The following is a 24759-nucleotide window of genomic DNA, read 5'->3' as shown; positions in this document are numbered from 1 at the left end:
GATGCGAAAGTGTAGCTAGGCTTTGTAGTTAGGGTCTTCGGCGGCCCTTAGTGTAAATATAGTTATCTCGGGCAATATACCAACACGGCCGTCAAAGCCGGCGAAGCCATAACCAACATTCACATAAATTTGCTGATGCTTCTCCCGGTATAATCCGGCCCATTCCTGGTACACGTATTCTATCGGGCTCCATTGAAAGTCATTTGTACGGATACCAAACTGCAAACCATGTGTGTGGCCTGCAAATACTGCATCAATCTGCGGGTACTTTGGTAAAACTTCTGCGCGCCAATGCGATGGGTCATGAGACAACAACAATTTAACGGGCAGGTCATTAGTATTAACAACCGCTTTATCCATGCGTCCGTACTTAGGGAAACGGCTCATTCGCCCCCAGTTGCCTATGCCCAGCAGCCCTATCTCTTCACCATCAACCTTCAGGCGGCGGTGTTCATCTATCAGGATATCCCAACCCATATTTTTGTGGGTGGCAATTATAGCGTTATTGTTCTTCTGTTTAGCAGCTGGTGAACTCCAGTCGCTGTAATCGCCATAATCGTGATTGCCCAGTATGGAGTATACGCCTAACGGCGCTTTTACCTTAGTAAAAATGTCCTGGTAATCTTTCATCTCCCAGGCTTCTTTGTTAACAAGGTCGCCAGTAAAAAAAATAACATCCGTTTTCTCGCGCAATAACATTTCTACGCCGCCTTTTACGGCGGTTTTGTTGTAAAAGCTACCGGAATGGATGTCTGATATCTGCCCGATACGCATTCCGTCGAAAGCCCTCGGCAGGTTTGGCAGGTAGAGGTTTACCTGTCTTACATGATAATCATAACACCCTTTAGACATGGTCAGTTTAATAGCTGCCAGGGGTACCACACCTGCCAGCAAGCCGGCCTTCATCAAAAATTCTGAACGGGGGATGTTGTCGGTGTTTTCTTTAGCCGGCGCAGGTTGTTCCATTATGGGCTGTGCTTTATGCTTCTTTCTGCGTAAGATTACCCAACGGCGCACTTCATCTATCAGCATTGCTAAAAGGAAGCAAAACTTAAATATAAATACCAACGCGAAACCGAAGAGGAACGCGGCACGTATGCCGGCACCCAATGGTGAATAAACACCCAATAACGCGGCAGTGATCAGCGCAACGGAAAACACCCAGTAAGAAACTACAAAGCCGCTTTTCCCAGCGAACTTACGTTTGGGAAAAGCGGCTTTTAAACCTTTAAGCAGGTAAGCATCAACAATTAAAATAACGGGAATAAGGAGTATGGTAGCCAGCGAACCTTGCATCAACAAATGTTAAAATGAGCGGCAAAGTTAATAGCGATCGTCGTCATTATCAAGGTCGTCCTCATCCGGCTGCAAATTGAACAAGCTGTTGAACATATCCGAGAAGGCAAAGCCGTTATCAAGGAAACCTTTATTTAGCTGTGAGAATTCCGCAAGTCCGTGAAGAATGAACTCCATTAATAACAATTGCTGATTCTCGCTTAAGCGTGGATGAAACTTCTTGACAACGTCTTTTAAACCCGGTACGCTGTTCAAAAGCTTTTTATAATCCTGCTGAGGCAGATCGTCTACCAGCGAGATACTGTTGCCATCGCTAAACCAGTTTACAATTTCTGCATATGGGTTGGGCGCTTTCGATTTCTTGGCTTTTTCAGGATCAGGGAAAAATTGCAGCATCAGCGTTTTTATTGCCTTGCCAATTAATATATTGGCCACTTTGCCCGGCCCTTCTAATTCGCCTTCATATACCAGTTCAATCTTACCGGTAATTGCAGGGATTACACCCAGGAAATCAGAAATGCGCACAAAAGTAGAGCTTTCACCATTAATGATCATGCGGCGCTCGGCATTGCTGATCAGGTTCTCATAAGCGGAAATGGTTAAACGGGCTGATACACCTGATTTCTTATCAATGTATTCTGAATTACGTGCTTCAAAAGCTATTTGCTCCACCAAATCTTTCACTAGACCATCAGCTTCAACGTTAGTACGCTGCTCTGGCGATAATAATGCTTCCTGCTGGGTGATCTTACGGGAGATCTCCACCGTGCGCGGATAATGCGTAAGTATCTGGCTTTCTATACGGTCCTTAAGTGGCGTTACGATTGAACCACGATTGGTATAATCTTCCGGGTTAGCGGTGAATACAAATTGCAGGTCTAGCGGCAGGCGTAATTTAAAACCACGTATCTGTATATCGCGTTCCTGCAGGATGTTGAATAACGATACCTGTATACGCGCCTGCAGATCGGGAAGTTCGTTGATAACAAATATGCCCCTGTGCGCACGCGGAATAAGGCCAAAGTGAATTACCCGCTCGTCAGAGTAGGTCAGCTTCATGGTGGCCGCCTTTATGGGGTCAACATCACCAATTAAATCGGCAACGGTAACGTCGGGAGTGGCCAGCTTTTCTGTATAACGTTCGCTGCGATGTACCCACCCAATAGGTGTTTCGTCACCTTTTTCTTTGATGAGGTTATGTGCGAACCAGGAAATTGGCGCCAACGGATCGTCAAACAATTCCGAGCCTTCAACATAAGGCACATACTCGTCCAGCAGGTTTACCAGCAAACGGGCAATACGTGTTTTAGCCTGACCACGAAGACCTAGCAGTAAGATGTTGTGGCGTGACAGGATAGCGGTTTGCAGATCTGGAATAACGGTATCCTCAAAGCCGACAATACCCTCAAACCCGCCTTCTTTTTTTTGAAGTTGTTTAATAAGGTTAGCACGCAGCTCGTCTTTAACAGACCGGCTTACATAGCCAGATTGTTTAAGCTGCCCTAGTGTTGTTATATCTTTATAATTCATTCGTTAGTTTGATGTCATCGGTTTATATGATCTCACCGATAGATGATTGTTTTTGATTAGCCCTGCTTTATATGCTACTTCCCTTCAGGGGATTGAGGGGCTTACCTTACGTTTTTTCTTCTGTTCCTGGCGTAATCTTCAAAAATGTATTCGCCAAGGTTATTTAATGAGCTGTAGAATGCTTTACCACCGTTGGTCTCTGTAAACTTACGTACAAACTGCTGCAGGTAAGGGTCCTTAGCAATCATAAAAGTGGTAATTGGTATTTTAAGCCTTTTGCATTGCGCCGCCATGTTCAAGGTTTTGTTCACCACCTTTCTGTCCAACCCTATGCTGTTCTTATAATAACGGGTACCTTCCTTTAAACAGGTTGGCTTACCATCGGTTATCATGAAAATTTGTTTGTTGTGCGTTTTGCGCCGACGCAGCATATCTGTTGCCAATTCCAAACCCGCATAGGTGTTGGTGTGGTACGGGCCAACCTGCAAATAGGGGAGGTCCTGCAACGAAATTGGCCAGGCATCGTTACCAAATACAACTATATCCAATGTATCTTTAGGGTACTTGGTCCGTATAAGCTCTGCAAGGGCCATAGCAACCTTTTTAGCAGGCGTAATCCTGTCTTCGCCGTAAAGAATCATAGAGTGCGATATGTCTATCATCAGCACGGTTGAGGTTAGAGTTTTGTAATCCATTTCCTCTACCTCTAAATCCCGCTCCGTCATCATGAAATCGCCGCCTATACCATGGTTTACCTGCGCATTCTGTATAGATTGCGTCATGTCTATCTGGTCCAGGCTATCGCCAAATTCAAACTCACGCCGCTCGGCATTTTTTTCATCGCCCTGACCGCTTTGCGGTGAGCGGTGATTGCCCTTACCCGATTTCTTTAGCTTGCCGAAGATCTCCTCCAGTGCCGATTGCCGGATGCTTTGTTCTGTTTTAGCAGTTATGTTAAACTCACCGTTCTGCTTATCTTCGTCAAGATAGCCCTTCTGTTTAAGCTCATCAATAAAGTCGCCAATACCATAGTCATCATTGGTAATGCCGTATTGTTTATCCAACTCGGTAAGCCAAGATAATGCCTCACCGGCATCGCCCGATGTATAGTTAAGCAGCTCCAGGAAAAGTTTTAGTAATTCTTCAAATCCGCCTTTGGGGATCTGGTTGGGTTTGAAATTCGAAAATCCGTAACCACGCATGTTGTACCCTTTCTGAATATAAAGTAACGGATTATTTGCTGCAAAAGTTTCCCTTTCAGCCCAATAAAGTCAATTGTTAGCCTGTTATGACAATTAAGACAAGGATGCCATTACCTCGTCTATTTTGTACTCAGGATTGGCGCCCCGCTTGCTGGCAACAAATGCACCTACTGCGCATGCTTTGCATAGGATGTCCGGGACAGGTTCGTCGTTTATTAAACCCGTAATAAGGGTTGCCAGAAACGAATCGCCCGCACCCACTGTATCAGCTACTTCAACGCTGTAACCCGGATGCTCGAAAAACTGGAAATCTTTCCAGATAATAGCGCCTTTGTCTCCGCGGGTTACACATATAACCGTTGCGTTAAATTTGCTCTGGAATTCCATTATCATTTCCTTGAGGTCGCCGGTTTTGCTGCTGTGGATTAATAGCTGCGCTTCTTCCTCGTTCATTTTAATAACATTCGCCCGGGCGGCCAAAGCTTCGATGGTGCCAAGTGTAAAGTGCGGCGGGCGCAGGTTCACATCAAAAATCTTGATAGCGTCGCTTTCGTCAAGCACTTGTACAAGCGTGTCCATAGTGGTATCGTAGCGGCAAGCCAAGCTGCCAAAAACAATAGCACCTGCGTTACGTGCAGCAGTATTCAGCTCATCAGTAAACTGGATGTTGTCCCAGGATACCTTTTCCGGAAAAACGTATGTAGCCGTATTGTTTTCGTCCAGTTGCACGGCCACCTCGCAAGTGGGGAGTTGCTCATCCTGCTGTAGCAGGTTGCTGTAAAGGCCGCTTGTTTTTAGAAAGCCTGTTAGTTCCTCACCGGATGGATCGGCGCCTACTCTGCTGGCAAAAAGTACATTGTTGCCTTGCTGCACCAAATGGCGTGCAACATTCATAGGCGCGCCACCTGCCTTTTTACCATCGCCAAATGCGTCCCATAAAACCTCGCCGAAGCACAGTATCTGTTTATTCATATTTTGGGGCTGAAAACGTAAAGCTAATTAATTTTTAATGATTGGGCGTTTACTTAACGGGCGACTTGCAATTAATGTTTCTTAAATCTATATCTTTAAAATATGAAGAACACACTGCTTTGTTTAGTATTATCATTTGCGACAAGTTTTTGCTTTGCACAGGATAAAGAAGCTATACAGCAACTGATGCACGACCAGGAGATTGCCTGGAGCAAAGGCGACCTTGAGGGCTTTATGCAGGGCTATTGGAAATCCGATTCGCTGATGTTCATCAGCAAACGCGGACCAAACTACGGATGGCAGCAAACTTACGACGGCTACAAGAAAGGCTATCCGGACAAAGCGGCGATGGGGCGGCTTACTTTTAGGCTGGATAAGATAGAACTACTTGGCGAAAGAGACGCTTTTGTTATGGGCGCGTGGTCGCTTAAGCGGGAAAAGGACCAACCCGGTGGCTACTTTACTCTATGGTTCCGTAAAATAAACGGCGAGTGGAAGATAGTTTGTGACCATACTTCCTGACCAGACTAAATTATTGCCTCGGCTTTCCGGCGGCTAATTCCTTTTCTGCCCATTTTACTGCTAACCTTTCGCGGTATTGAGCGTAGTTTTTCTTAAGTCCCATCTTCAACAGACTATCTAAACCTCCCTTTATAGCGAGGTTGTAGATGCTTGCAGCTTTTCGGCTTAAAGAGGCATCCCATGCACGCAGGCTAAGCGAGTAAGACCCATCTATATACTTCATCCAGTGCCAGTAGCCTGTGGGCATAAATAACGTATCGCCATGCTCCAGGAAAGCTTCGGTACCTTCTACACCCTCTAAAGCTGGAAACTTTTTGATATCCGGATTTAGTACATCGTAATCCTCCAGCGCGTAGGTAGCGTTAGGGATGCAGTACAACCGGCGTTTCCATTTATTTTCAAAAAGTATCACATGCTTACGGCCGCCAAAGTGCGTGTGAAAGATATGTGGCAAATCAATATCATAATGCAGGAAAGTAACAGAGTTGGACCCTCCGAAGAACATAGCAGGCATGCTCTCCAGAAAGCCACCCATAAGGTCTTTAGGCAGCACAATATCATTAAGTAGTTCTGGCGCTTGCTTGAAAATGTTGAAGAAGAAAATACGTAGTTCAGTAGGGGTGGATCTTATCAGGTCGATGTACTCATCAAAAGGCATTTCTTTCACTGATGAGTTAATGGGCTTGGATGGATCGGCTTTGGAGTTATCATATAAAGGTACCACCTTTTTGCCGACAACCTCCTTAAGGTATTCCGGTGTCCATTTTTCACGTGCAGGCCAATTATTTGTAAGCCCCTTTATAATGAGCGGGCGGCGTGGTTTAAGATAATGCTTTCTAAAATCTTCAGCAGAAATCGTGTCGACAGTATCAATCGGACCTAGTTTAAAGCACATATAGGGATACAGGTTAAACCGCCAACTGTTATTAGTTAAAGGTTACCCCGATATATCAAAATAATAAATTTAAAATGAATAACCAGTTAAAATGGTGTTAAAGTTACGTAAGCACCACACGTGAACAAGTATAGCCACTTTCAGAGGTGGGGTTAATTTAACGGCAGTGTAAAGTAGAAGGTTGATCCAACACCGCTTTCGCTTTCGGCCCATATCTCCCCATCATGCTGTTTAATGATTTCCGCACTTAGATATAGCCCTATACCAAAACCGGATATGTGACGTGTGTGGTTCGATTCTACACGGTAGTACCGGTCAAACAACTTGTCCAGGTCTTGCTGTTTAATGCCCATACCTTCATCACGGATAGCAACTTTTACTATGTTGTTTTGCACCTCGTAACTAACGTCTATTTGCCTGCCTTTAGGAGAGTATTTTATAGCATTGCTGAGAAGATTAGCTAAAACCGAGCCTATCTTTTCTTTGTCGGCAAAAACATTTATTGGTTGGCGTGATAAATGCGAAATTTGATGGTTTTGGGTTGTCAATTGTACCTCGTCGATAACGTCATCCAGCAACTGGTCCAATCTAAATTGTTGCTTCTCTATCAAAATTTTACCAGACTCCAGCCTGGAAATGTTGAGAAAGCCGTTAATAAGGTTGCTCATTTTCTTAACCTGGGCGGTTGCTTTACTTAGCCCACCGGATATAAAAGGGTCTGTTGAATCTTTAAGCTTTGCTGTAAGTACCTGTATAATAGCTGATAATGATGTCAGCGGCGTTTTTAACTCATGGCTCGCAATACCTATAAAGCCGTCCTTTTGGCGTTGCAGCTTATGCACGTCTTCAAGGCTTTGCTCAAGCTGCCTCTCGCTTTGCTCAACACGCTGTTTGGCTAATACCAGATCGGTGACTTCCGCGGCAGTATTCATAACACCATAAATATTGCCTGCGGTATCATAAAGCGGAGTAAAGCTATAGTTAAAATAGTAGGGCTGTAGCTTGCCATCAACTACAATGTCAACCCGTTGGTTACGGGCGTGGAATGGCACGCCGGTAGTATATACATCATCCAGTTGAGAATAGATTTGCTGATTAGACAGCTCAGGTAATATTTCTGAATACAGTTTACCTACAACATCGTTTCCTTTCCCCCAAACATCCATAATGGATTGGTTTGCAAGTATGATGCGCATCTCCCGCCCCTTATACACACCTATCGGGAACGGCGCACTTTCTACCAGACTGCGAATCTGGTGCTCGCTTTCTGCAAGTTCGCGTATAGTATTCTGGAGTTGTTCCTGACTAATTACAAGCCCGTCATTAGCAGCAGTCAATTCTTCGTTGGTGGCTGCGAGTTCTTCGTTCAGCGCCTGTTGTTCCTGCTCACTCTGCTCCAATTCTGCGGTACGTAAAAGTACTTTTTCCTCCAACTGACTGTTCAGTGCAGCAAGTTTGCCCTGGGCAGACACCAATTGCATGTTTATTGATGCCAGTTCTTCATTCGCGGCTGTAAGTTCCTCATTTGTTGAGGCTAACTCTTCATTTAGAGCTTGCTCGTTCTTAACGGATTCACTGCTTATAAAATCTGTTTTAACCCGTTCAGATTCTAAAACACTGTCTATATTTATACAAGATCCGATATATCCTGCGAACTCCCCATCCTGAGTATATCTGGGTACGCCATGATCTATCACCCAGCAGAAACGACCATCGTGCCTTTTGAGCCGATACTCTATTCTGAATTCCTCGCGAGCATCAAATGCATGAAAATATGTTTTCAAACAGCGCTGCAAGTCATCCGGATGTACACCTTCTGTCCAGCCAGTTCCAACTTCCTGCTGCATTGATCGTCCTGTAAAATTTAACCAGCCAGTATTAAAAAAATAGCACAACTTGTCCACACCAGATATCCAGATTAGTACCGGGGCAGTATCGGCTATTATTTTAAATTGTTCCTCTACCGGAATTAAAGGCTGGTTTTGGCTCGACATTTTCTGTTATTAACACTCAACAAACAACAGCCTTTTACGAAAGTTTGGACTGTGGGTTTTATAACTTATAGTTTTAGAACTAAAGAAGTTTTAGCATGTTAAATAACAGCCGATCAGAAAGGTTTACCTTGTGATAAGGCTTTGTTCGCGCGTTTTATTGCAAGCTCTTCTTTCCAATCCATGTAACGTTTTTTGAAGTTTTTTTTCATGACGTCGTCAAACTTGCGTTGCAGGGTTAAATTGTATAAACTTTTTGCTTTGATAGCCCACGAGCTATCCCACGCACGTAATGATATAGAGAATGATCCATCAAGATATTTCATCCAGTGCCAGTAACCAGTTGGCATAAACAAAGTGTCGCCGTGTTCCAGAATTGTTTCCTGGCCTTCAATACCATCCAGTGCCGGAAATTTGCCAAAATCGGGGTTTTCAATGTCGTAATCTTCCAGCGCGTAAGTAGCAAACGGAATGCAATAAAGGCGTTCGCTCCATTTCTGATCAAAAAGAATCACGTGCTTGCGGCCATTAAAATGAGTGTGAAATATATGAGCGAGGTCAATGTCGTAATGCAAGAACGTTACCGAACCTCTTCCGCCGAAAAACATGTTGGGGTATTTGTCAAGGAAGCCGCCCATTAAATCGGTAGGGGACCGGTAGTCATCCAGTAACTTGGGAGCGTGCTTAATAGGGTCGAACAGAAATATCCGCAGATCTGTTGGTTCCCTTTGAATGAGATCTATGTAGTCACCAAACTTCATCTCTGCAGCAGAGGCATTTATCGGCTTGGATGGGTCTGCCTTACTGCTGTCGTAAAGCGGAACCTTAATGTCGCCTACTACTTCTTTAAGATAATCAAAGGTCCATTTTTGTAGTGCCGGCCAGTTCTTTGTTGCTTTGGTAATTACAAGCGGTTTACGCGGTTTTAAGTAGTTGTTTATAAAGTCCTCTTTACTGATTTGGTCTACTCTGTCTATAGCGGTTAACAACAAACTCATAATACAATTTCTTAACAAGCAAAATTATTAAATTAACAACTGGTATCGCCGCCAAAGTCTATTTTGATTTTTTGCTGACAAAAGCAAACCCGGCGTTTATAGCGTCGGGCTTGCTCTTAATTGTTTGTTTTTCGGAGTTATTCCTGCACTTAGTTCGGCATCAACACTGTATTTACTACGTGTATTACACCGTTTCTTTGGTTTACATCAGCAATGGTTACCCAACTTTTTCCGCCTTTTTCATCAACCAGGTAAACCTTTTTACCTTTAACCATTGCAGTTAAAACACCGCCACTCACGGTAGTTAGTTCTGCTTTGCCACCACCGGCTTTAATTTTCGCTAAAAGATCAGCTGCGCTTAGCTTACCGGCAACTACGTGATAAGTTAATATTTTGGTCAATGTAGCTTTGTTCTCTGGTTTAACAAGGTTATCTACAGTTCCTGCAGGCAGTTTGTTAAAAGCCTCGTTAGTAGGTGCGAACACCGTAAACGGTCCTGCTGATTGCAAAGTTTCTACCAAACCCGCTGCTTTCACGGCTGCGACCAAAGTAGTGTGGTCTTTAGAGTTTACAGCATTCTCTACAATGTTTTTGGTAGGATACATAGCTGCACCGCCAACCATTTTAGTTTGAGCAAAAGCTTTTGGAGCAAACGCTAAAGCTGCTATTGCCAGCGCTCCCATAATTAGTTTTTTCATTTTATGATGTTGTTTAAATTATATTGGGAGATACGCCTTAAGTGAAATAGCGGTTTCCGTTTTGCGCGCTACTTATAACAACCGGTGGGGATAATAAACTAAAAACCAGAGGGAGTTAGATATCGTACTACGCAAAGAATAAATCTGCTGCAATGCTGTCGGCATATAGCTTGCCGGATTTTGTAAGTGTAATAACATTATTGTTCAACAATAACTTATCGGAGTTAACATATTGTGCGGCTTCCTTTAAAAATATCGCGGAGGAACCAACTGCAATTGCTTCAAGCTTTTCAATGTCCACACCCCACATTGTGCGCAGCGACGTCATAATGTATTCATTTAACCTGTCGTTCTCACTTAATTGCTCAATTTCTGCCGGGATAGATGCCTGGGATATCGCATCAAGGTATTTTGCATTATTGGCAATATTCCATTGGCGTGTAACACCGTTAAACGAGTGTGCCGACGGACCTATCCCCAGGTATTTTACACCTTTCCAGTAGTTGGAGTTGTGCTTTGAGTGTTTTCCCGGTTTGCTAAAGTTAGATATCTCGTATTGATCGAAGCCCCGCTGCTCCATTTCATCTATCATAAAGGTGAACTGTTCAGCGCTTTGCCTTTCGTTCATTGGTGGTTGTCTTTTTTTACTAATAAAAGATGCCAATGCTGTTTGAGGTTCTACAGTCATGCTATACGCAGATATATGAGGTATATCTAATGTGAAAACCTTGTCAAGGTTATGCTTCCACTTTTCGTTAGTAAGCAGCGGATAGCCGTATATCAGGTCTATAGTTATATTTTCAAAGCCAGCGTCCTGCACCCGCATTATTGATGCTTCGGCTTCCTGGCTGCGATGCACGCGGTTCATCCACAGCAGGTCTTCATCAAAAAAAGATTGTGTGCCTATGCTAAAGCGGTTAATAGCAGTAGCCCTAAGTTCCATAACCTTAGAGGCGTTCAGATCATCCGGGTTTGCTTCAAGAGTTATCTCTGCGTCGCTACTGACGGTATGAGTTTTTGTAATTGTATCAATAAGCCGGTTTATGTCTTCAGCACCAAGTAACGACGGCGTGCCTCCGCCAAAATAAATTGTTTGTACAGGTTCACCGTTTAAATAGTCCTTTTGAAAAACAGCTTCCCTTAACAACGCCATAACCATGTCTTCTTTGTATTTAAGCGAAGTGCTGAAATGGAAGTCGCAGTAGTGGCAGGCTTGCTTGCAAAATGGAATGTGTATATAAATACCGGCCAATGCTTTTAAGAGTATATAATCCCATAAAGAATGGGATAGGTTAATGATGTTAATGTATTGATTATCAATGTTAAAAATGTTTTAATAGCCTTCTTAATCTTTTGTTTTTTATTCTATTTTATGTTACTTTTGTTACTCAGGTGTTACTATTCAGGTTTGACGAGTAACAAAAGTAACAAATAAACAGTAATTAATAAGTGATGGTAACTATTAGATACAAAAAGCTAAGCACAGGCAAATTTAGTGCTTATTTGGATGTCTATTCCAATACCGGTGAGGGTAAAGGTAAACGCAATTACGAGTTTCTTAAGATTTATGTAGATAAAGACTATTCTGATGCAGCAAGCCGCGTTAGCGAGCCTGATAAAGAAAAACTGAAGATTATTAAAGCACTTCGTAATAAAAGAGAGGACGAACTGAATTTCTCGGAGCATGGCTATAAGCAACCTGCCAAGATCAATTATTATCTTCAGGACTATCTTGATCAATGCCTTGCAAAGAAATTTAATTATAAACTGGAATGTCTGATCATTCATCTTGGAAAGTATTGCCCCAAACGAACCATATTATTCCAGGAAGTAGATGAAGAATTTTTAGATAAGTTTCAGAGTTACCTGCTTAATCAGGTTAGCAGAAATACAACTAATGCCTACATGTCCGTATTCAGGCAGCATTTCAATAAACTGGTAATTAAAGGGATTATTCAAACTTCTCCTTTTGGTAGTTTTAAGATTATCGAGGAGGAAGACTCGGAGCGCACCACGCTCACTATTGAAGAAGTAAGAACCTTAGCTAATTACGTTCCCAAAAGAGGAAACAGCCAGATCAGGGAAGCTTTTATATTTTCTTGTTTTACTGGTTTGCGGTTTTCGGATATTAAGAAATTGCATTACGATGAAATTGTTAACGAACAGCTGATTTTTCGACCGGCAAAAACGACAAAGAAAATTGTTACTGTACCATTGGCCGATGAAGCAAAAACGATTATTGCAAAAGTGGTCAAGCATCCTACAAATAAGAAAGTGTTTTGGGATTTGCCAACGAGTCAGGTGGTGAATGTTTACTTAAAATTCTGGGCATTGGAAGCCGGTCTGAAAAAAAACCTCCATTTCCATGCTGCCCGGCACACTTTTGCAACCATTGGCCTGACTTTTGGAATCGATATATATACCATGAAAGAACTGCTGGGACACAGTAAAATCGAAATGACCCAAATCTATGCTAAAATCGTTGACGAAAAGAAAAGAAACGAAATGTTGAAATTCCCTAAACTTTGAATATGAAAAAGGTTTTTTTTGAAATCGGTTTAGTAATAGCGTTTACCCTGGTCTACCTTTTGGTTCCGGGAATACGCTTGCCGCTGATTATTACCTTTGGCGTATTAGGCATTTGGCTATTGCCCGTCCAATTATTTTTATCGGTAAGTTTTAAAAACTGGCAGGATGAGCTTAGTGGCCGTTTTCATCATTTGCCGACACAGGAGCGTTTATTGCAGGTTAAGGGTACTTTTAATGGTCTTGACCCGATAGAAGTTAGCAAGCTTCGATTGTTTTATATCAATGTAAGTTTTTTTCACTACCTGCTGATGGTTTTCTATGGCCTGTCATTTTTGTTGATCGGCCTTTTGTTTTTGGGTTTCGGTGTCTATTCTAAAGGCACGTATTTTGTTGCAATAAGTCTTTTGGGATTTATTATTACCTGTTTTATCGGCTACGTCTTGATCGGTCAGATTTTTCCCGCCGGAAACAAGAAAAATATCGATGCTGTTTTCTATCTTTTTTGGAGCAAGGACTGGCAAAAACAACTTTTTGCACTTGGTCAGATAGACAAGGAGGATTTTCAGTTATTGCGTAAACCGCAGTCATTTTATGATTTTTGGCGGCAAGGTAAAACAATAGAAGAAAAGGAAATGGCATTTAAAAAATTAATAGATGACCTGAACAGGCACAGTAAAAACGGGCCACTTTTTAAATATAACGAGCAGGGAAAAATAGAGCTTACCGAAATTATACGTAATGGTGCACCGGACAAAACGCTGGCAGGTTTCCTTAAATACTGCATTAAAGACCGCAAAATACTTTCGGAGGATATTTTAAAAAAAAGTCACAGGGGATTATTGCATTCCGTTTTTATGATCGGTCAAAACAAAGGTCTTGTTGTATTGGAGAATGAAAGATTTAAAACTTTACCCGATGATTATGTCGAGGTATATAAATCAATCCTAAAAGAATAAACGTTTTGGATAGAACTCCATAATGTACCCAAGCATGACATAAAGTACGTTCGTACGATACCGCCCAATCGGTCGTATAGGTCTATTTTGTTCTATTTTTTTGCTTCCGTTAACCAAAACGGAGGTCGAATGAATATCAATGAAAACACCAGGGTAATAGATCTTAAAGTATCAGATCTGTTGACCATTTTAAAAGAATCCGCAACAGCTTTGCCCGCACCACTACCGGTACCGAGTGACGAAGATGAAATAGGCGGCTATGAGGTAGCAGAGAAAACTACAGGTTACGCACGCCAAACCCTTTACCAGTTAAAATCCGCAGGAAAGATTCCCTGTATTGTTCTTCCTAATGGTGGTGTCAGGTTCTCTAAAAAGGAGATCGTTAGCTGGCTGATGTCCCATAAAAGGCTAACCGACACAGAAATAGTCGAGAAAGCAGAAAATTTTGTTTTTAAACGCCGTTTGCGCAGAAAATAAAAGGAAATATGGAACAGGAATATCCTTATCTCCGAATCGGCACGGCCTATTACAAGATCGTTCAAAAGCCCCTCGCTTCGGGTGACCGCATGACACTGCTCCTTCCCTGGTCGGTAGAGTGCATTAAGCAAGATCATGGCAAGAGCTATCTGTCCGGCATACCGAAGTATGATGGCTTTTGTTTTGTACCATCACACCTGCATTACCAGCGCTTTATCGGCAATTTTTATAATCGGTATCATCCATTTATACATATTCCGAAGATTGGACAGCCGGAGCGGACGTTGGCCTACCTGGGTCATATTTTCGGCGACCAGCTCGAATACGGTTTGGATTATTTAAAAATCCTGCTCGAAATGCCGATGCAGATGCTGCCCATCCTTTGCCTGGTCAGCACCGAGCGGAATACAGGAAAGACCACTTTTTTAAATCTGCTGAAAGCGGTTTTCGGGGATAACATGACCATCAACACAAACGAGGACTTTCGTTCAAACTTTAACGCAGAATGGGCGCATAAGGTCATCATAGGAGTGGATGAAACTTTTTTGGAACGCCGGGAAGACTCCGAGCGCCTGAAAAATCTAAGTACTGCCACATTCTACAAATCCGAGGCCAAAGGACAGGACAGACAGGAAATCGAATTTTTCGGCAAGTTCATTTTATGCAGTAATAACGAGGACAATTTTGTACTGGTTGACCCCGGCGAAACCCGGTACTGGATACGCAAGATACCAGTACTGGAAAAGGAAGATCAGGGCTTGTTGCCCGCTCTTAAAAAGGAAATTCCTTTACTCATTCACTACCTGACAGGTAGGAAGCTGTCTACGCCAAAACAAAGCCGGATGTGGTTTACCGCCCAGCAGATCGCTACACCCGCACTCAAAAAAGTTATCCGGCAAAACCGGAACAAACTGGAGATGGAAATTGCCGGGCTACTATTGACAATAGCGGACGGAAAGGAAGTAGAGGAAGTGAAATTTTGTGTGGGCGATGTGCAGGACTGGCTGAATAAAAAAGGTTTCCGCAACCATGATACCACCGCTATCCGCAGGGTACTACAGAACGTGTGGAACTTGAAACCGGCTGCCAATTCCAACTCCTATAACCAGTACAAAATTGGGCTGGACGGTACTATCTATGAGAGCACACAGAAAGGCCGCTACTTTAACATGAGTATCAAAGTGATTGAAAAGATCAACGATTCCTGATGATTTGATGACAGGTAATGTAATTTATTGATAATCAAAAAAATACAGTCATCAAAACTTCATCAAAGTATCATCAACGCCAATTGCTGATGAAAGAAAAAAACACCAAAATGATTTGATGACAAATTTGATGAATAAATGATGATGAATAAATGATGATGAGTTAACTAATTGAAAAACAAAATATTAAGTGATGATTTCATCAAATCATCAAAAATAAACATTAAAGCGTATGAGAACATTGAGTTGCGGTGAAGCCCGGCAAATCCCGATCATCGAATACCTGGCAAAATGCGGTTACCAACCACAATTTATCAGGGGTAATAACTACTGGTACCTTTCCCCATTACATGAAGAAAGCCACGCTTCTTTTAAGGTTAATACCCGGCTTAACGCATGGTTTGACTTCGGCATAGGTGAGGGCGGTAATATGATTGATTTGGGTATCCGGTTATACAAATGCAGCGTAAAGGATTTTTTGCCGCTGCTCAGCAGCGGCTATACCCATCTTTCTCCTGATGCGAAAATGATAATAACTTTTACACCCGGACCAAAATCTCCGGCTGCCAAAGAAAATCATATCGAAATACTGGACGTAACGGAACTTCAAACCCCGGCGATGGTGGCCTATATCAAAAAAAGAAGTATCAGTCAGCCACTGGCAAAAGCATATTGTAAAGAAGTTCGCTTTGCCATCGCAGGTAAGAATTATAACGCTATCGGTTTTGCGAACCGCTCCGGCGGTTACGAATTGCGTAATGACTGGTTTAAAGGCTCGTCCTCGCCAAAGGATATCACCATACTTAAGAATCACAACGGCACGCAAGCGGTTTGCATAATTGAAGGTTTCATGGACTTTTTGTCACTATTACAATTGAAGCAATTGCGCAGGCCCGAAACCGATGTGATCATCCTTAATTCAGTCGCCCTGATTGGGCGGAGCATCGAAATACTGAAAAGTTACAAAGATGTATTTCTGTTTTTAAACAACGACAAGGCCGGACAAACCGCCGCAGAAAAGTTGAGACAAGCAGGTATCAACGGCATCGATACCAGCGAGTTTTACAAAGGCTATAACGATGTGAATGAATACCTGAGTGCCCAACAAAGAGGCGCTTTGCAAGCGCAGATCAGGGGCGAAGCGCCTGAAGAAAGGGGGCTGGGAATTGGGCGGTAAACCGCTTTTTTTTCACCAGCAAAATACCGCTTGCGGTATAGATGTATATCTATATAAAGGGCGAACGGCCAATGGCCGTTTTTTATCCGCTGTAAGGAGCAAGTTTGTGTTTTTGTTGCCACAAAAACTTCCCGGATGCCTACGGCACCGGGCAAACTTGCCTTTTGCGCCCGATGGTTGCAAAAGGGAAAAATGGAAGAAGGATTAAGGAATTAACCGATGGAAGCAACAGTAAAGACAAATAATAAACAACCGGTAACCCAGCCCAAAAACAAAGGTGGTGCACCGAAGAAAAGGGTTAAACGGGAGTTGATTATCCGCATTAGGATGACAGCGACCGAACGCTTTTATATCGATAGTAAAGCCAAGACCGCAGGCATGCGGTCAAGTAGTTGGATAAGGGCAGCAGCCAAAAGCGCTAAGGTGGTTCCTCGATTAACAGACGATGAGCGGCGCATCCTTTGGATGCTCGCCGAGCTTGCCAATAACTTAAATCAATTAACAAAGCTTGCGCATCAACTTGGACTATTAACTGTAGCGAGGGATTGCATTAAAATTTTGAACGAGATAGATATTACTTTAAAACGTCTCAATAACAATGATAGGGAAAGTGATAACAGGTAGCAGCTTTGGCGGATGTATTCGGTATGTGGTGCAAAAACATGATGCGGTCGTATTGGATGCCGCAGGCGTAAGAATGCAGCAGGTTAATCAGATCATCAATGATTTTAACCTGCAACGAAAATACAATCCCAATTTAGGAAAAGCAGTCGGTCATATTGCATTAAGCTGGAGCGTAAACGATGCCGCTAAGTTGAACGATGAGGTAATGGTGATGTTGGCGAAAGAGTATCTGAAAAAAATGAAGATACAGGACACGCAGTACTTAATCGTAAAGCACCGGGATAAAGATCATCCGCATATCCATATCGTTTACAACCGGGTAAGTAACAATGGTAAAACCATATCCGATAACTTTCAAAAGCAGCGGAATGTACAGGTAGCAAAAGAATTGACCTTAAAACATGGTCTTTACCTGTCACCGGGTAAAGAGCGTGTTAACCGCCAACAGCTAAAAGGCGAGGACAAAATCAAATATGAATTATTCGATGCCATCAAGGCAGCCAGCAAAAAAGTAAAAAATATCAATGACCTAAAGCAAGTATTGGCCAAGCAGGGTATTGTTACCCATTTGAAATTCAAAAGCGGCACTACGGAAGTACAGGGCATCAGTTTCAGTAAAGGCGAATACAAATTTAAAGGGTCAGAGATCGACCGCAGTTTAAGTTATGTAAAGCTTAACCAGGCCATAGAGCAGCAGAAGGTTAAACCGGAAAAGAGCTTGGCAGATCAGCTAAGGGAAGTGATGGAAACCGCAAAGCAGGAAAGAGAAAGCCAGGACAAGACTGAACAAACGGTTTATTTAAAGCCGGAACCTGAAACCCATTATTTGAGGCAATCGCTATCAGCAGGAGCGGATTTATTAGATGACTTACTTGGCAATATTGCAGACGATGATGATAGCCCGGAAAGAAAGCGGCGAAAGAAAAATGAACAACAACAAAGCAGAGGAATATCAAGATGAAAGAGATAGATGAACTAAAGCAAAGAATGGATAACAACGACGAGATAGTTGATAGCCTTGTAAAAAAGAATACAGAGATGGAAAAGCAGGTAACAAAAATTACCGATAATCCAGTCCCTGACTATTCAATTGCGATAAATACTATACTTACTGAAGTAAGGGAAATCAAGCAGAACATCAAACAGAATGACGAATTGACCTTGCTTAAACAGATCTATGAGAAATTGAGCAAGGTGCCAACATCCGTCACTAAACAAATACGGATATTATTATTTCCTGAAACCAATCAGGGCCAGTACTATAAAATCGTATTTGGTAGACTTATTCCTTGGGGTTTATGCTTCGTAGTTATAACATACCTATATTCTTTAGGTGGCAGAGCAATTGATGCATACGGCCAGCACAAGCAAAGTGAGCAATCAGCCCACTATCAACGCGCATGGATTTATTTAAAGCAAATCGCTAAAAAGAGAACTTTATCCGCTATGGATACCGCTTATTCAAAAACAGAAAATAAGTAAGCTAAATACTTATTGCAATTATTAAAACAACGCCCGTCCGAGCGTTCGAACATTTGTAAGCCATTAATAAGCAAGAAATGAAGAACTTAATGCGGTTTATCACATTAAAATAGGTATAAAGTTGCTGCTATGACCGTAAGAAATCTATTTTTACCTTATCAAGTTTAATTATCTCCTAACTCATATCCATGTCAGAAGAAGACCTTCAACATTTTCATAATCTTTTTATTGCAGCTGTCGCGGCTGTACCTGAAGATTATCGGCAAACCGTCCATTATGATGTCCGACAACTACTGCCCCGTATAGAGAATCGCGGCCAGCGTTATAATTTAAAACGTAAACTCATAGGCGACCACCTAATCAAATCCGGTGAACGTATTTTTTGCTATGAACTATATCACCGATTAAGATTAGCCATGATAGCTGACAACGGACCCGAAATATATGAAGGACTGCATCTGCAAGGGGAACTTCAGAAACAACAAATACAGCCTTTGCTGGAAAGAATGGGACTACTGGCACTGTCAGCAAATTTTGCGCCTGACTTCCTTCTGCATACACCGGGAAATGCCAACAACCATCCTTATGTGGTAGAAGTCAAGACTATCCGCTTCCTGGAGTCTGAAATGGTAGAGGATGACATCAAAAAGATTGTCGAATTTATGACCCGCTATGGTTATCAGCGGGGTATTTTTCTATCAGTTAATTTTGATTATCAGAGGCTCACTGAAATGATCAATGGAAATGCTGCCCTTCCGCTAATTGAGGGTATACAGGACGTAGCCAGTCGCATTTATATAATAGGACAGCAACATTTTGATGGCTCAGTATTTTCCCATACCCTCCAACAACTGCTGGGCTGGGTTTAATCCTGCCAGTTAAATTAACTCAAATACCTTTGATCATGCACCGAAAATTTAACTTTTCAAAAAGCAAACCCAAACCTGAAGATTATCTACCTAAAAACTTGCCGGAAGACCCCGATTACTATTATCATATAGAATTAATTACCGACTTATCCAATGATCAGCTGACATCCTTTGAACACAAACTGGAAAGTCACCCGTTTTATGAAGCACTAAAAAACAACTTTATTTTCAACAAAGAAAAAAAAGCACTTATTCATATTTTACATCGGGTAGATAAAAAGGAAATTGAAGAATTTTCAGAAAAGCAAAAACGTTATTACCCCATTTGCAGCAAGGAAGAAATTTACCGACTATCTGATCCAAAAAGCAGTGAGGACATGCTATTATTGCTACGGGCAGAAGAAGTAGCGGAGAATCCTACTTTGCAACGCATCTGTTTCCGGGCAATGGAGGAAAAAGGTGAAAGATGGAATTTTACAAAATATTTCGATTCTCCATTATTCAGCAAATATAAAAGTTATCTTAACCACGACACCAAACAAAAATGCTGGAACATACCCGCCGGATTTTTCCTGATGGCCGAAGCTAATGGTTCCTGCTGGCCGACCGAATTCGGTAATTTTATCACTGTTTCCTACCACCTCAAACAATTCTTTTATTATATGAACCTTTGGGAACATGGTGAGCGGTTGAATGTTCCGGAAATCGACTGCCAACGTGCTTTGTTGCTCGCCATTCGGACGATTATGCAATTTGAATCTCCCGATTTTGAACTGGATCCACGAGGCTTATTGCCAAAAAGGATCCATCGGATGATCAATAACATGACAAATTTTCAACTTACATTTATCATTGGTCATGAATTTGCCCATCATTATCTTGGCCACCTTGAAGGTAAATGTATTACCCGTGAGGAAATGCTTCATGCAGTAAGCGTTCCAGGTGAAAGACGATTTTATTCCACGATCCAGGAGCAGGAATTTGATGCAGACTACTACGCCATCGCATCCACTACCCTCGATGGCCAAATGAAAGAACTGTTACTGGCCGAAGCCTGCGCTGCACTGTTTTACTTTGACATATATGAATGCATCCATGCTTTTGAAAGCCCTTTTCCGAACAGTCATCCCCCTGCACTGGAACGGATTCAGGTACTCCGTGAAAAATTTCCCGAACTCCGCATGTTCAACAATAGCCTTGATTTTAAAATCAATAGGAACAGGAAATTAAAAGAGTCACTTAACGACCAGCTCAGTTGGTTGTACGCAGACTTGGAACGGGACGGTTCCGTTTACCTTCCCAGTTACAAAAGAAAAATCATGAATGACAGGCTGGATTTTTAGCAATGTAAGGTCGATCTTGATTTACCCTGAATTCTCTTTTTAGTTATTTAAAACTGCAATACCACAAGGCAAACCATTGTTTTTTAGCCTACATTACTAAAACCCTACCTAAATTGTTTTCACCTTTCAGATTGTACATAACAAAAGTCCCCTTATACTCGCTGTTTGGGGACTTTAACCTAAACCTTATCACAATTGGACAAAAGAGTTTGTCCCTTTAGATGTTGGCAATTTAATATTTTTAAACTACTTCTGGTTATTTGCCCTTTAGGAGTTCGTTTTTCTCTTTTTCGGCCTGCAATAACCTTTCATATAATTCAACTATTTTTTCAACGGTATTAAAAGTTGGTTGATAGTTCAAGGAACTGGCAATTAAAGTCGAATTATCGCTACTGGTATTGTGAAATGTATTTGAAATAATATTGAAGACAGCTTCCTCAGTAAAAGCTTTAATTGCTTCAGAAGACAAGCCCAAAATCTTAGCAATCTTTTCTAATGCTTCGCCGTCAACATCTGCACTCTGCTCAATTTTTGACACGGCTTGTTGGCTTATACCTAATTCGTGCGCAAGGGTTTCCTGCTTCATCCCTTTTAGTTCACGAATCTTACTAATTTTTCTACCGATATGTAAGGTTGGTTCTGCCATAAGTCAAATGTATTGTTAAAATGTAAATGTACAAAACAACAGCTTTATTGTAAAGTACAATTGCTTATGGTTCGGTACGGTTAAGTTTCGCTATTCTTTTGTTTTACCGGTTAATGGAGGCCGGTGTAAAAAGAGTTTTATGAATAACGCACCGTATGCACCCTGGGAACATTACCCTAAGACACTTCGCCATTACGAAGTTGAAAATCCAATGTCTGTAGTAGTCGATTTTTTTAGTGCTGATTCAGTAAAAGGCCACGGCAAGCGATTAAAGGAATGGCGTTATTATGTAGTTAATGACGAGCATTATGATGAAAAGCGACATGGCCCCGGCACCTTGCTTTTTATTTATGACCTCAATTTGAGGATTTTGGAAGCTATGTACTTGCTGTTAGTTAGTTACAAAAACTTCTCTTATCAGCGGAAACAGCTCACGGAGGAGCAATTGGAAGAAGAAAAAGAACAATGGGAATACTACCCTAAAAACCTTTCCTTAAAAGAACAGCTTGAACCCTATAAGGCAGTTAAGAAAGTTTTTAAGAAAATTAAGCCACAGGAATACCGGGATCAGTTACATGAGTGGTCACACGTAGCTCTATACAATAATACGGATGTCGAATCTTTATATGCAGGTGAGGTCATTACTGTTTATGAAAACTTAATTAAGCTTTATTCAGCGGCGTGGCTAATCAGTCAGCGAGAGGGCGGTCGTCCACAGCTAAAGCGTAGCAAGTTTGAAAGTAGCTTAACAGAAACATCTACCAAACCAATTGTGCTAAGGTCAATAAGCCCTGAACCAACAGCAGCCGAAAAATTGGCACTGGAAGAAATTAAAAATCTTATACTAAAATGCTGCCCGCAGATTCAAATGATTATTCATTTAGGAACACACCCTAAGCCGTTTACATTTTACCTACTTATCCTGATAAGCGATGATGAAAAAACACCCGAGCATGAAGTCAGTAATAAGATAGAAGACAATTGCCAGTACCTCGCTCATGTACATGCGATAGTCCATAAGGTGAACAGCGCAAAAGAAGCTTTAAATATTGGCAGGCGCTTTTGGTCAACTGTTATGAAAAAGGGATTTGTTCTATATCAGTTCCCTGAATTAATATTGCCAGCGCACTCAGAAGTAACTAATGAGATATTATTAGAACGGGCAAAGTTCAATTGGGAAAGATGGGGAAAACAAGGTGGCGAATTTTTAAAAGGCGCAGAATTATACAGGGCCGATAACAAATTCAGGCTTGCAGCCTTTCTTTTGCATCAATCTGTTGAAAGCGTTTTAAAAGCTATTATACAAGCCGTTATAGGTTACCGGGTGCAAATGCATAATTTATCGCGATTGCTAAGGCTTACATTGTTATTTACGGATGAATTAAAAGACGTATTTGAACTTGATACCACCGAGGGGGCACAACTATATCAATTGCTACAAAACTCCTATTCGCAATCACGATATAGCAGTTCATTTGATCCTGACGGAGATTCATTGAGAATACTATCTAAACAAGTAACAAAATTCAATAAGGTCGCGGAAAGAATTTATAAGCAATATATAGAAGATATTAATTGTTGACAGCCTCAGCAGTATTGGCAGGCGGGCATTCGTTCGCCTTGCCTTGCTTCTGAAAACTGTTGACCGTAAAGATGGTACCGCTAAGCACCCAAAAGTAGCATGTCGGGCAATTGATTTAAATCGTCCGACCTTGCTGCTGAAAAGCAAAGCAAAACGACACGTACACCCGTTGGAACCATGCAGCTAAGGCAGGCGGCTTCATTCCACCTCGCGCTATCGCGCCGGGTTTCATTACGCCGTCAGCCTCGCTGCCTCTGGCAGGAGTGAAACTCGTTCCTCATAACACACCTGCTCTCCTTCGCAAAAAAATTAAAAGTTAGTATTTGTTATCCTTCCAATATTTGGATTAAATCGTTATTAACATAGAATAACTCTTTACCATCTTTTATGGGACTTAATATTTTTGCATCAACCAATTCGTTGAAGTATTTTGTTAGGGTTGTCCTGGATGTTATATTTAATTGATCACCAATGAATTTAGGTTTGATATATGGCTGACTGAAAATTAATTCATTTACCTCTTTATTATACCATTTTATTAAACCTTTGGCATGGACCAACGTTGAATCCATTTGTGCAAGTATGCTGTTAATTAACTGGCTTGTTAATTGGGCTGTCTTTTCTACTGCTTCGAGCATATATAGCATCCAGGGTTTCCACGAGCCTCGTTGTGTGACGATACCCAAGTTATAGTAATAGTCGTCTTTATTAACGATGATATATTTAGATAGATAAAGTACGGGTTGATTTAATAAGCCCGCATGTACAAGATATAATAGGTTTAAAATACGTCCAGTCCTGCCGTTTCCGTCGGGAAAAGGATGTATGGCTTCAAATTGGTAGTGAGCAAAACACATTTTAAGTAAAGGGTCTGTAGGATACTTTTCATTATCATTTAGATAGATCAATAAATTATCCATTAGTTTTTCTAGTATTCCAGCCCCCCTTGGTGGAGTGTAGATTACTTCACCCGAACGAAATTCGCTTTGTCCACGCTGTATTATAGTTAATGATGCCGGTGATCGTAACCCCGATGATGTATTTTTGATCTGTCTAAAAATTCCTAAAATACTTTCTAAGTCGATAATGTTATTTTCCTTTATAAGTTGATAACCAGTCCATAAAGCTTCACGATACCGTAATACTTCTTTTGTTGCAACATTTGCTTTGTCTTCCTGCACTGTGTCTGAAACGGCTTTATATAAAGCGTCTTCTGTTGTGAAGATATTTTCGATAGCTGTAGAAGCTTTAGCTTCCTGTAAAGCAATCGTATTCACCAGCATCAAAGGATTGGGTAATCTCATAATGCTACTGTTTACTGCCGCCAATGCCCTTGAAGCAGTCACCAGTTTCTTTAAAATTTCAACATCATTTTCGATTTCCGAAGTTGGTGGTAATAATGGTAAATCGTTAAATGGTTTGCTCCGGTCGTAGGCCATATAAATGTGTCCAATTTTTAACTGCATTTGAACATGATACAAATAAACAAAACATTTTAGAACAATTGAAATGTTGTGTCCATTTTTTAATGGATTATGAACATATTGTTATTTAGATAAAAAAATATGAACACAAAATGATTACATGTTCATTTCTACACAACAAATGGACATATAAATCAATAAAAGTAGGTGTTGTATGTTATGGAGATGTTGACCACCTGATTCCGGGCCAAACTGACCAGGCAATTAGCTGACGTGGGGCGTGCAGCAAACGCTATAAAAGCGTGTACAAAAATAGTTATTTAAAAGGTATTTTCATT

At 41.5% G+C, this 24759-nt stretch carries 23 protein-coding genes; 12 read left to right on the top strand and 11 right to left on the bottom strand.

Features of this window, described 5'->3' with window-relative positions; translation table 11 throughout:
* Positions 1-15: 15 nt before the first annotated feature.
* The 4 genes from DYU05_RS20705 to DYU05_RS20690 all read right to left on the bottom strand — a co-directional run bounded on the left by DYU05_RS20705 (position 16) and on the right by DYU05_RS20690 (position 5000).
* Entirely contained in the window at positions 16-1296 is a 1281-nt protein-coding gene (locus DYU05_RS20705) for a metallophosphoesterase (protein WP_117385083.1), read from the bottom strand.
* A 27-nt stretch (positions 1297-1323) separates the two neighbouring features.
* Positions 1324-2826: a sigma 54-interacting transcriptional regulator gene (locus DYU05_RS20700; RefSeq protein ID WP_117385082.1), complete on the bottom strand. Its 1503-nt coding sequence runs from the start codon at positions 2824-2826 to the stop codon at positions 1324-1326.
* Between the two features lie 101 nt (positions 2827-2927).
* Positions 2928-4028 (bottom strand): vWA domain-containing protein, encoded by a 1101-nt coding sequence (locus DYU05_RS20695; protein ID WP_117385081.1) that lies wholly within the window; start codon positions 4026-4028, stop codon positions 2928-2930.
* Positions 4029-4121: 93 nt separating this feature from the next.
* Positions 4122-5000, bottom strand: a complete 879-nt coding sequence (locus tag DYU05_RS20690; protein WP_117385080.1) for a carbohydrate kinase family protein — start codon at positions 4998-5000, stop codon at positions 4122-4124.
* Between the two features lie 102 nt (positions 5001-5102).
* Here DYU05_RS20690 and DYU05_RS20685 point away from each other — a divergent pair, with 102 nt between their 5' ends.
* Positions 5103-5522 (top strand): YybH family protein, encoded by a 420-nt coding sequence (locus DYU05_RS20685; RefSeq protein ID WP_117385079.1) that lies wholly within the window; start codon positions 5103-5105, stop codon positions 5520-5522.
* A gap of 10 nt (positions 5523-5532) precedes the next feature.
* Here DYU05_RS20685 and DYU05_RS20680 read toward each other — a convergent pair whose 3' ends face one another.
* The 5 genes from DYU05_RS20680 to hemW form a co-directional block, all read right to left on the bottom strand.
* Positions 5533-6417 carry a cupin-like domain-containing protein gene (locus tag DYU05_RS20680; protein ID WP_117385078.1) on the bottom strand — a complete coding sequence of 295 codons (885 nt, stop codon included), beginning with the start codon at positions 6415-6417 and terminating at the stop codon, positions 5533-5535.
* Between the two features lie 152 nt (positions 6418-6569).
* Entirely contained in the window at positions 6570-8411 is a 1842-nt protein-coding gene (locus tag DYU05_RS20675) for an ATP-binding protein (RefSeq protein ID WP_117385077.1), read from the bottom strand.
* A 113-nt stretch (positions 8412-8524) separates the two neighbouring features.
* Complete coding sequence (locus DYU05_RS20670) at positions 8525-9406, bottom strand: cupin-like domain-containing protein (protein WP_117385076.1); 882 nt, start codon at positions 9404-9406, stop codon at positions 8525-8527.
* A gap of 149 nt (positions 9407-9555) precedes the next feature.
* A complete protein-coding gene (locus DYU05_RS20665) occupies positions 9556-10104 on the bottom strand; it encodes a fasciclin domain-containing protein (protein ID WP_117385075.1) in 549 nt (182 codons plus the stop codon).
* A gap of 127 nt (positions 10105-10231) precedes the next feature.
* The gene (hemW, locus tag DYU05_RS20660) at positions 10232-11356 is read right to left on the bottom strand and encodes a radical SAM family heme chaperone HemW (protein WP_117385074.1); all 1125 of its coding nucleotides are present in this window, start codon (positions 11354-11356) and stop codon (positions 10232-10234) included.
* Positions 11357-11556: 200 nt separating this feature from the next.
* On the opposite strand from hemW, the gene DYU05_RS20655 reads away from it, so the two are divergent.
* From DYU05_RS20655 to DYU05_RS20610, 10 genes are all read left to right on the top strand, one after another.
* Complete coding sequence (locus tag DYU05_RS20655; RefSeq protein WP_117385073.1) at positions 11557-12633, top strand: site-specific integrase; 1077 nt, start codon at positions 11557-11559, stop codon at positions 12631-12633.
* A gap of 2 nt (positions 12634-12635) precedes the next feature.
* A complete protein-coding gene (locus DYU05_RS20650; protein WP_117385072.1) occupies positions 12636-13589 on the top strand; it encodes a hypothetical protein in 954 nt (317 codons plus the stop codon).
* A gap of 129 nt (positions 13590-13718) precedes the next feature.
* Positions 13719-14066, top strand: a complete 348-nt coding sequence (locus DYU05_RS20645) for a helix-turn-helix transcriptional regulator (protein ID WP_117385071.1) — start codon at positions 13719-13721, stop codon at positions 14064-14066.
* An 8-nt stretch (positions 14067-14074) separates the two neighbouring features.
* Positions 14075-15274, top strand: coding sequence for a primase-helicase family protein (locus DYU05_RS20640; protein ID WP_112651016.1), 1200 nt, complete (start codon positions 14075-14077; stop codon positions 15272-15274).
* A gap of 232 nt (positions 15275-15506) precedes the next feature.
* Positions 15507-16451: a toprim domain-containing protein gene (locus tag DYU05_RS20635; protein ID WP_117385070.1), complete on the top strand. Its 945-nt coding sequence runs from the start codon at positions 15507-15509 to the stop codon at positions 16449-16451.
* Between the two features lie 219 nt (positions 16452-16670).
* Positions 16671-17075 carry a plasmid mobilization protein gene (locus DYU05_RS20630; protein WP_117385069.1) on the top strand — a complete coding sequence of 135 codons (405 nt, stop codon included), beginning with the start codon at positions 16671-16673 and terminating at the stop codon, positions 17073-17075.
* Entirely contained in the window at positions 17050-18036 is a 987-nt protein-coding gene (locus DYU05_RS20625; protein ID WP_117385068.1) for a relaxase/mobilization nuclease domain-containing protein, read from the top strand. The genes DYU05_RS20630 and DYU05_RS20625 overlap by 26 nt, the downstream gene beginning before the upstream one ends.
* Complete coding sequence (locus tag DYU05_RS20620; RefSeq protein ID WP_117385067.1) at positions 18033-18557, top strand: hypothetical protein; 525 nt, start codon at positions 18033-18035, stop codon at positions 18555-18557. The genes DYU05_RS20625 and DYU05_RS20620 overlap by 4 nt, the downstream gene beginning before the upstream one ends.
* Positions 18558-18745: 188 nt before the next feature.
* Positions 18746-19426, top strand: coding sequence for a hypothetical protein (locus DYU05_RS20615; protein ID WP_117385066.1), 681 nt, complete (start codon positions 18746-18748; stop codon positions 19424-19426).
* Positions 19427-19461: 35 nt separating this feature from the next.
* Entirely contained in the window at positions 19462-20769 is a 1308-nt protein-coding gene (locus DYU05_RS20610) for a M48 family metalloprotease (RefSeq protein WP_117385065.1), read from the top strand.
* A gap of 256 nt (positions 20770-21025) precedes the next feature.
* Here the strand turns inward: DYU05_RS20610 and DYU05_RS20605 are convergent, their stop codons facing one another.
* A complete protein-coding gene (locus DYU05_RS20605; protein WP_117385064.1) occupies positions 21026-21415 on the bottom strand; it encodes a helix-turn-helix domain-containing protein in 390 nt (129 codons plus the stop codon).
* Between the two features lie 139 nt (positions 21416-21554).
* On the opposite strand from DYU05_RS20605, the gene DYU05_RS20600 reads away from it, so the two are divergent.
* Positions 21555-22997 (top strand): HEPN domain-containing protein, encoded by a 1443-nt coding sequence (locus DYU05_RS20600; RefSeq protein WP_117385063.1) that lies wholly within the window; start codon positions 21555-21557, stop codon positions 22995-22997.
* Positions 22998-23323: 326 nt separating this feature from the next.
* On the opposite strand, the gene DYU05_RS20595 is transcribed toward DYU05_RS20600, so the two are convergent.
* Positions 23324-24436 carry a Fic family protein gene (locus tag DYU05_RS20595; RefSeq protein WP_117385098.1) on the bottom strand — a complete coding sequence of 371 codons (1113 nt, stop codon included), beginning with the start codon at positions 24434-24436 and terminating at the stop codon, positions 23324-23326.
* Positions 24437-24759 lie beyond the last annotated feature (323 nt).

It is taken from the genome of Mucilaginibacter terrenus, assembly GCF_003432065.1.
GTDB lineage: Bacteria > Bacteroidota > Bacteroidia > Sphingobacteriales > Sphingobacteriaceae > Mucilaginibacter > Mucilaginibacter terrenus.
Note: the sequence above shows the minus strand (reverse complement) of the source record. Positions and strands in the feature narration are given on the sequence as shown.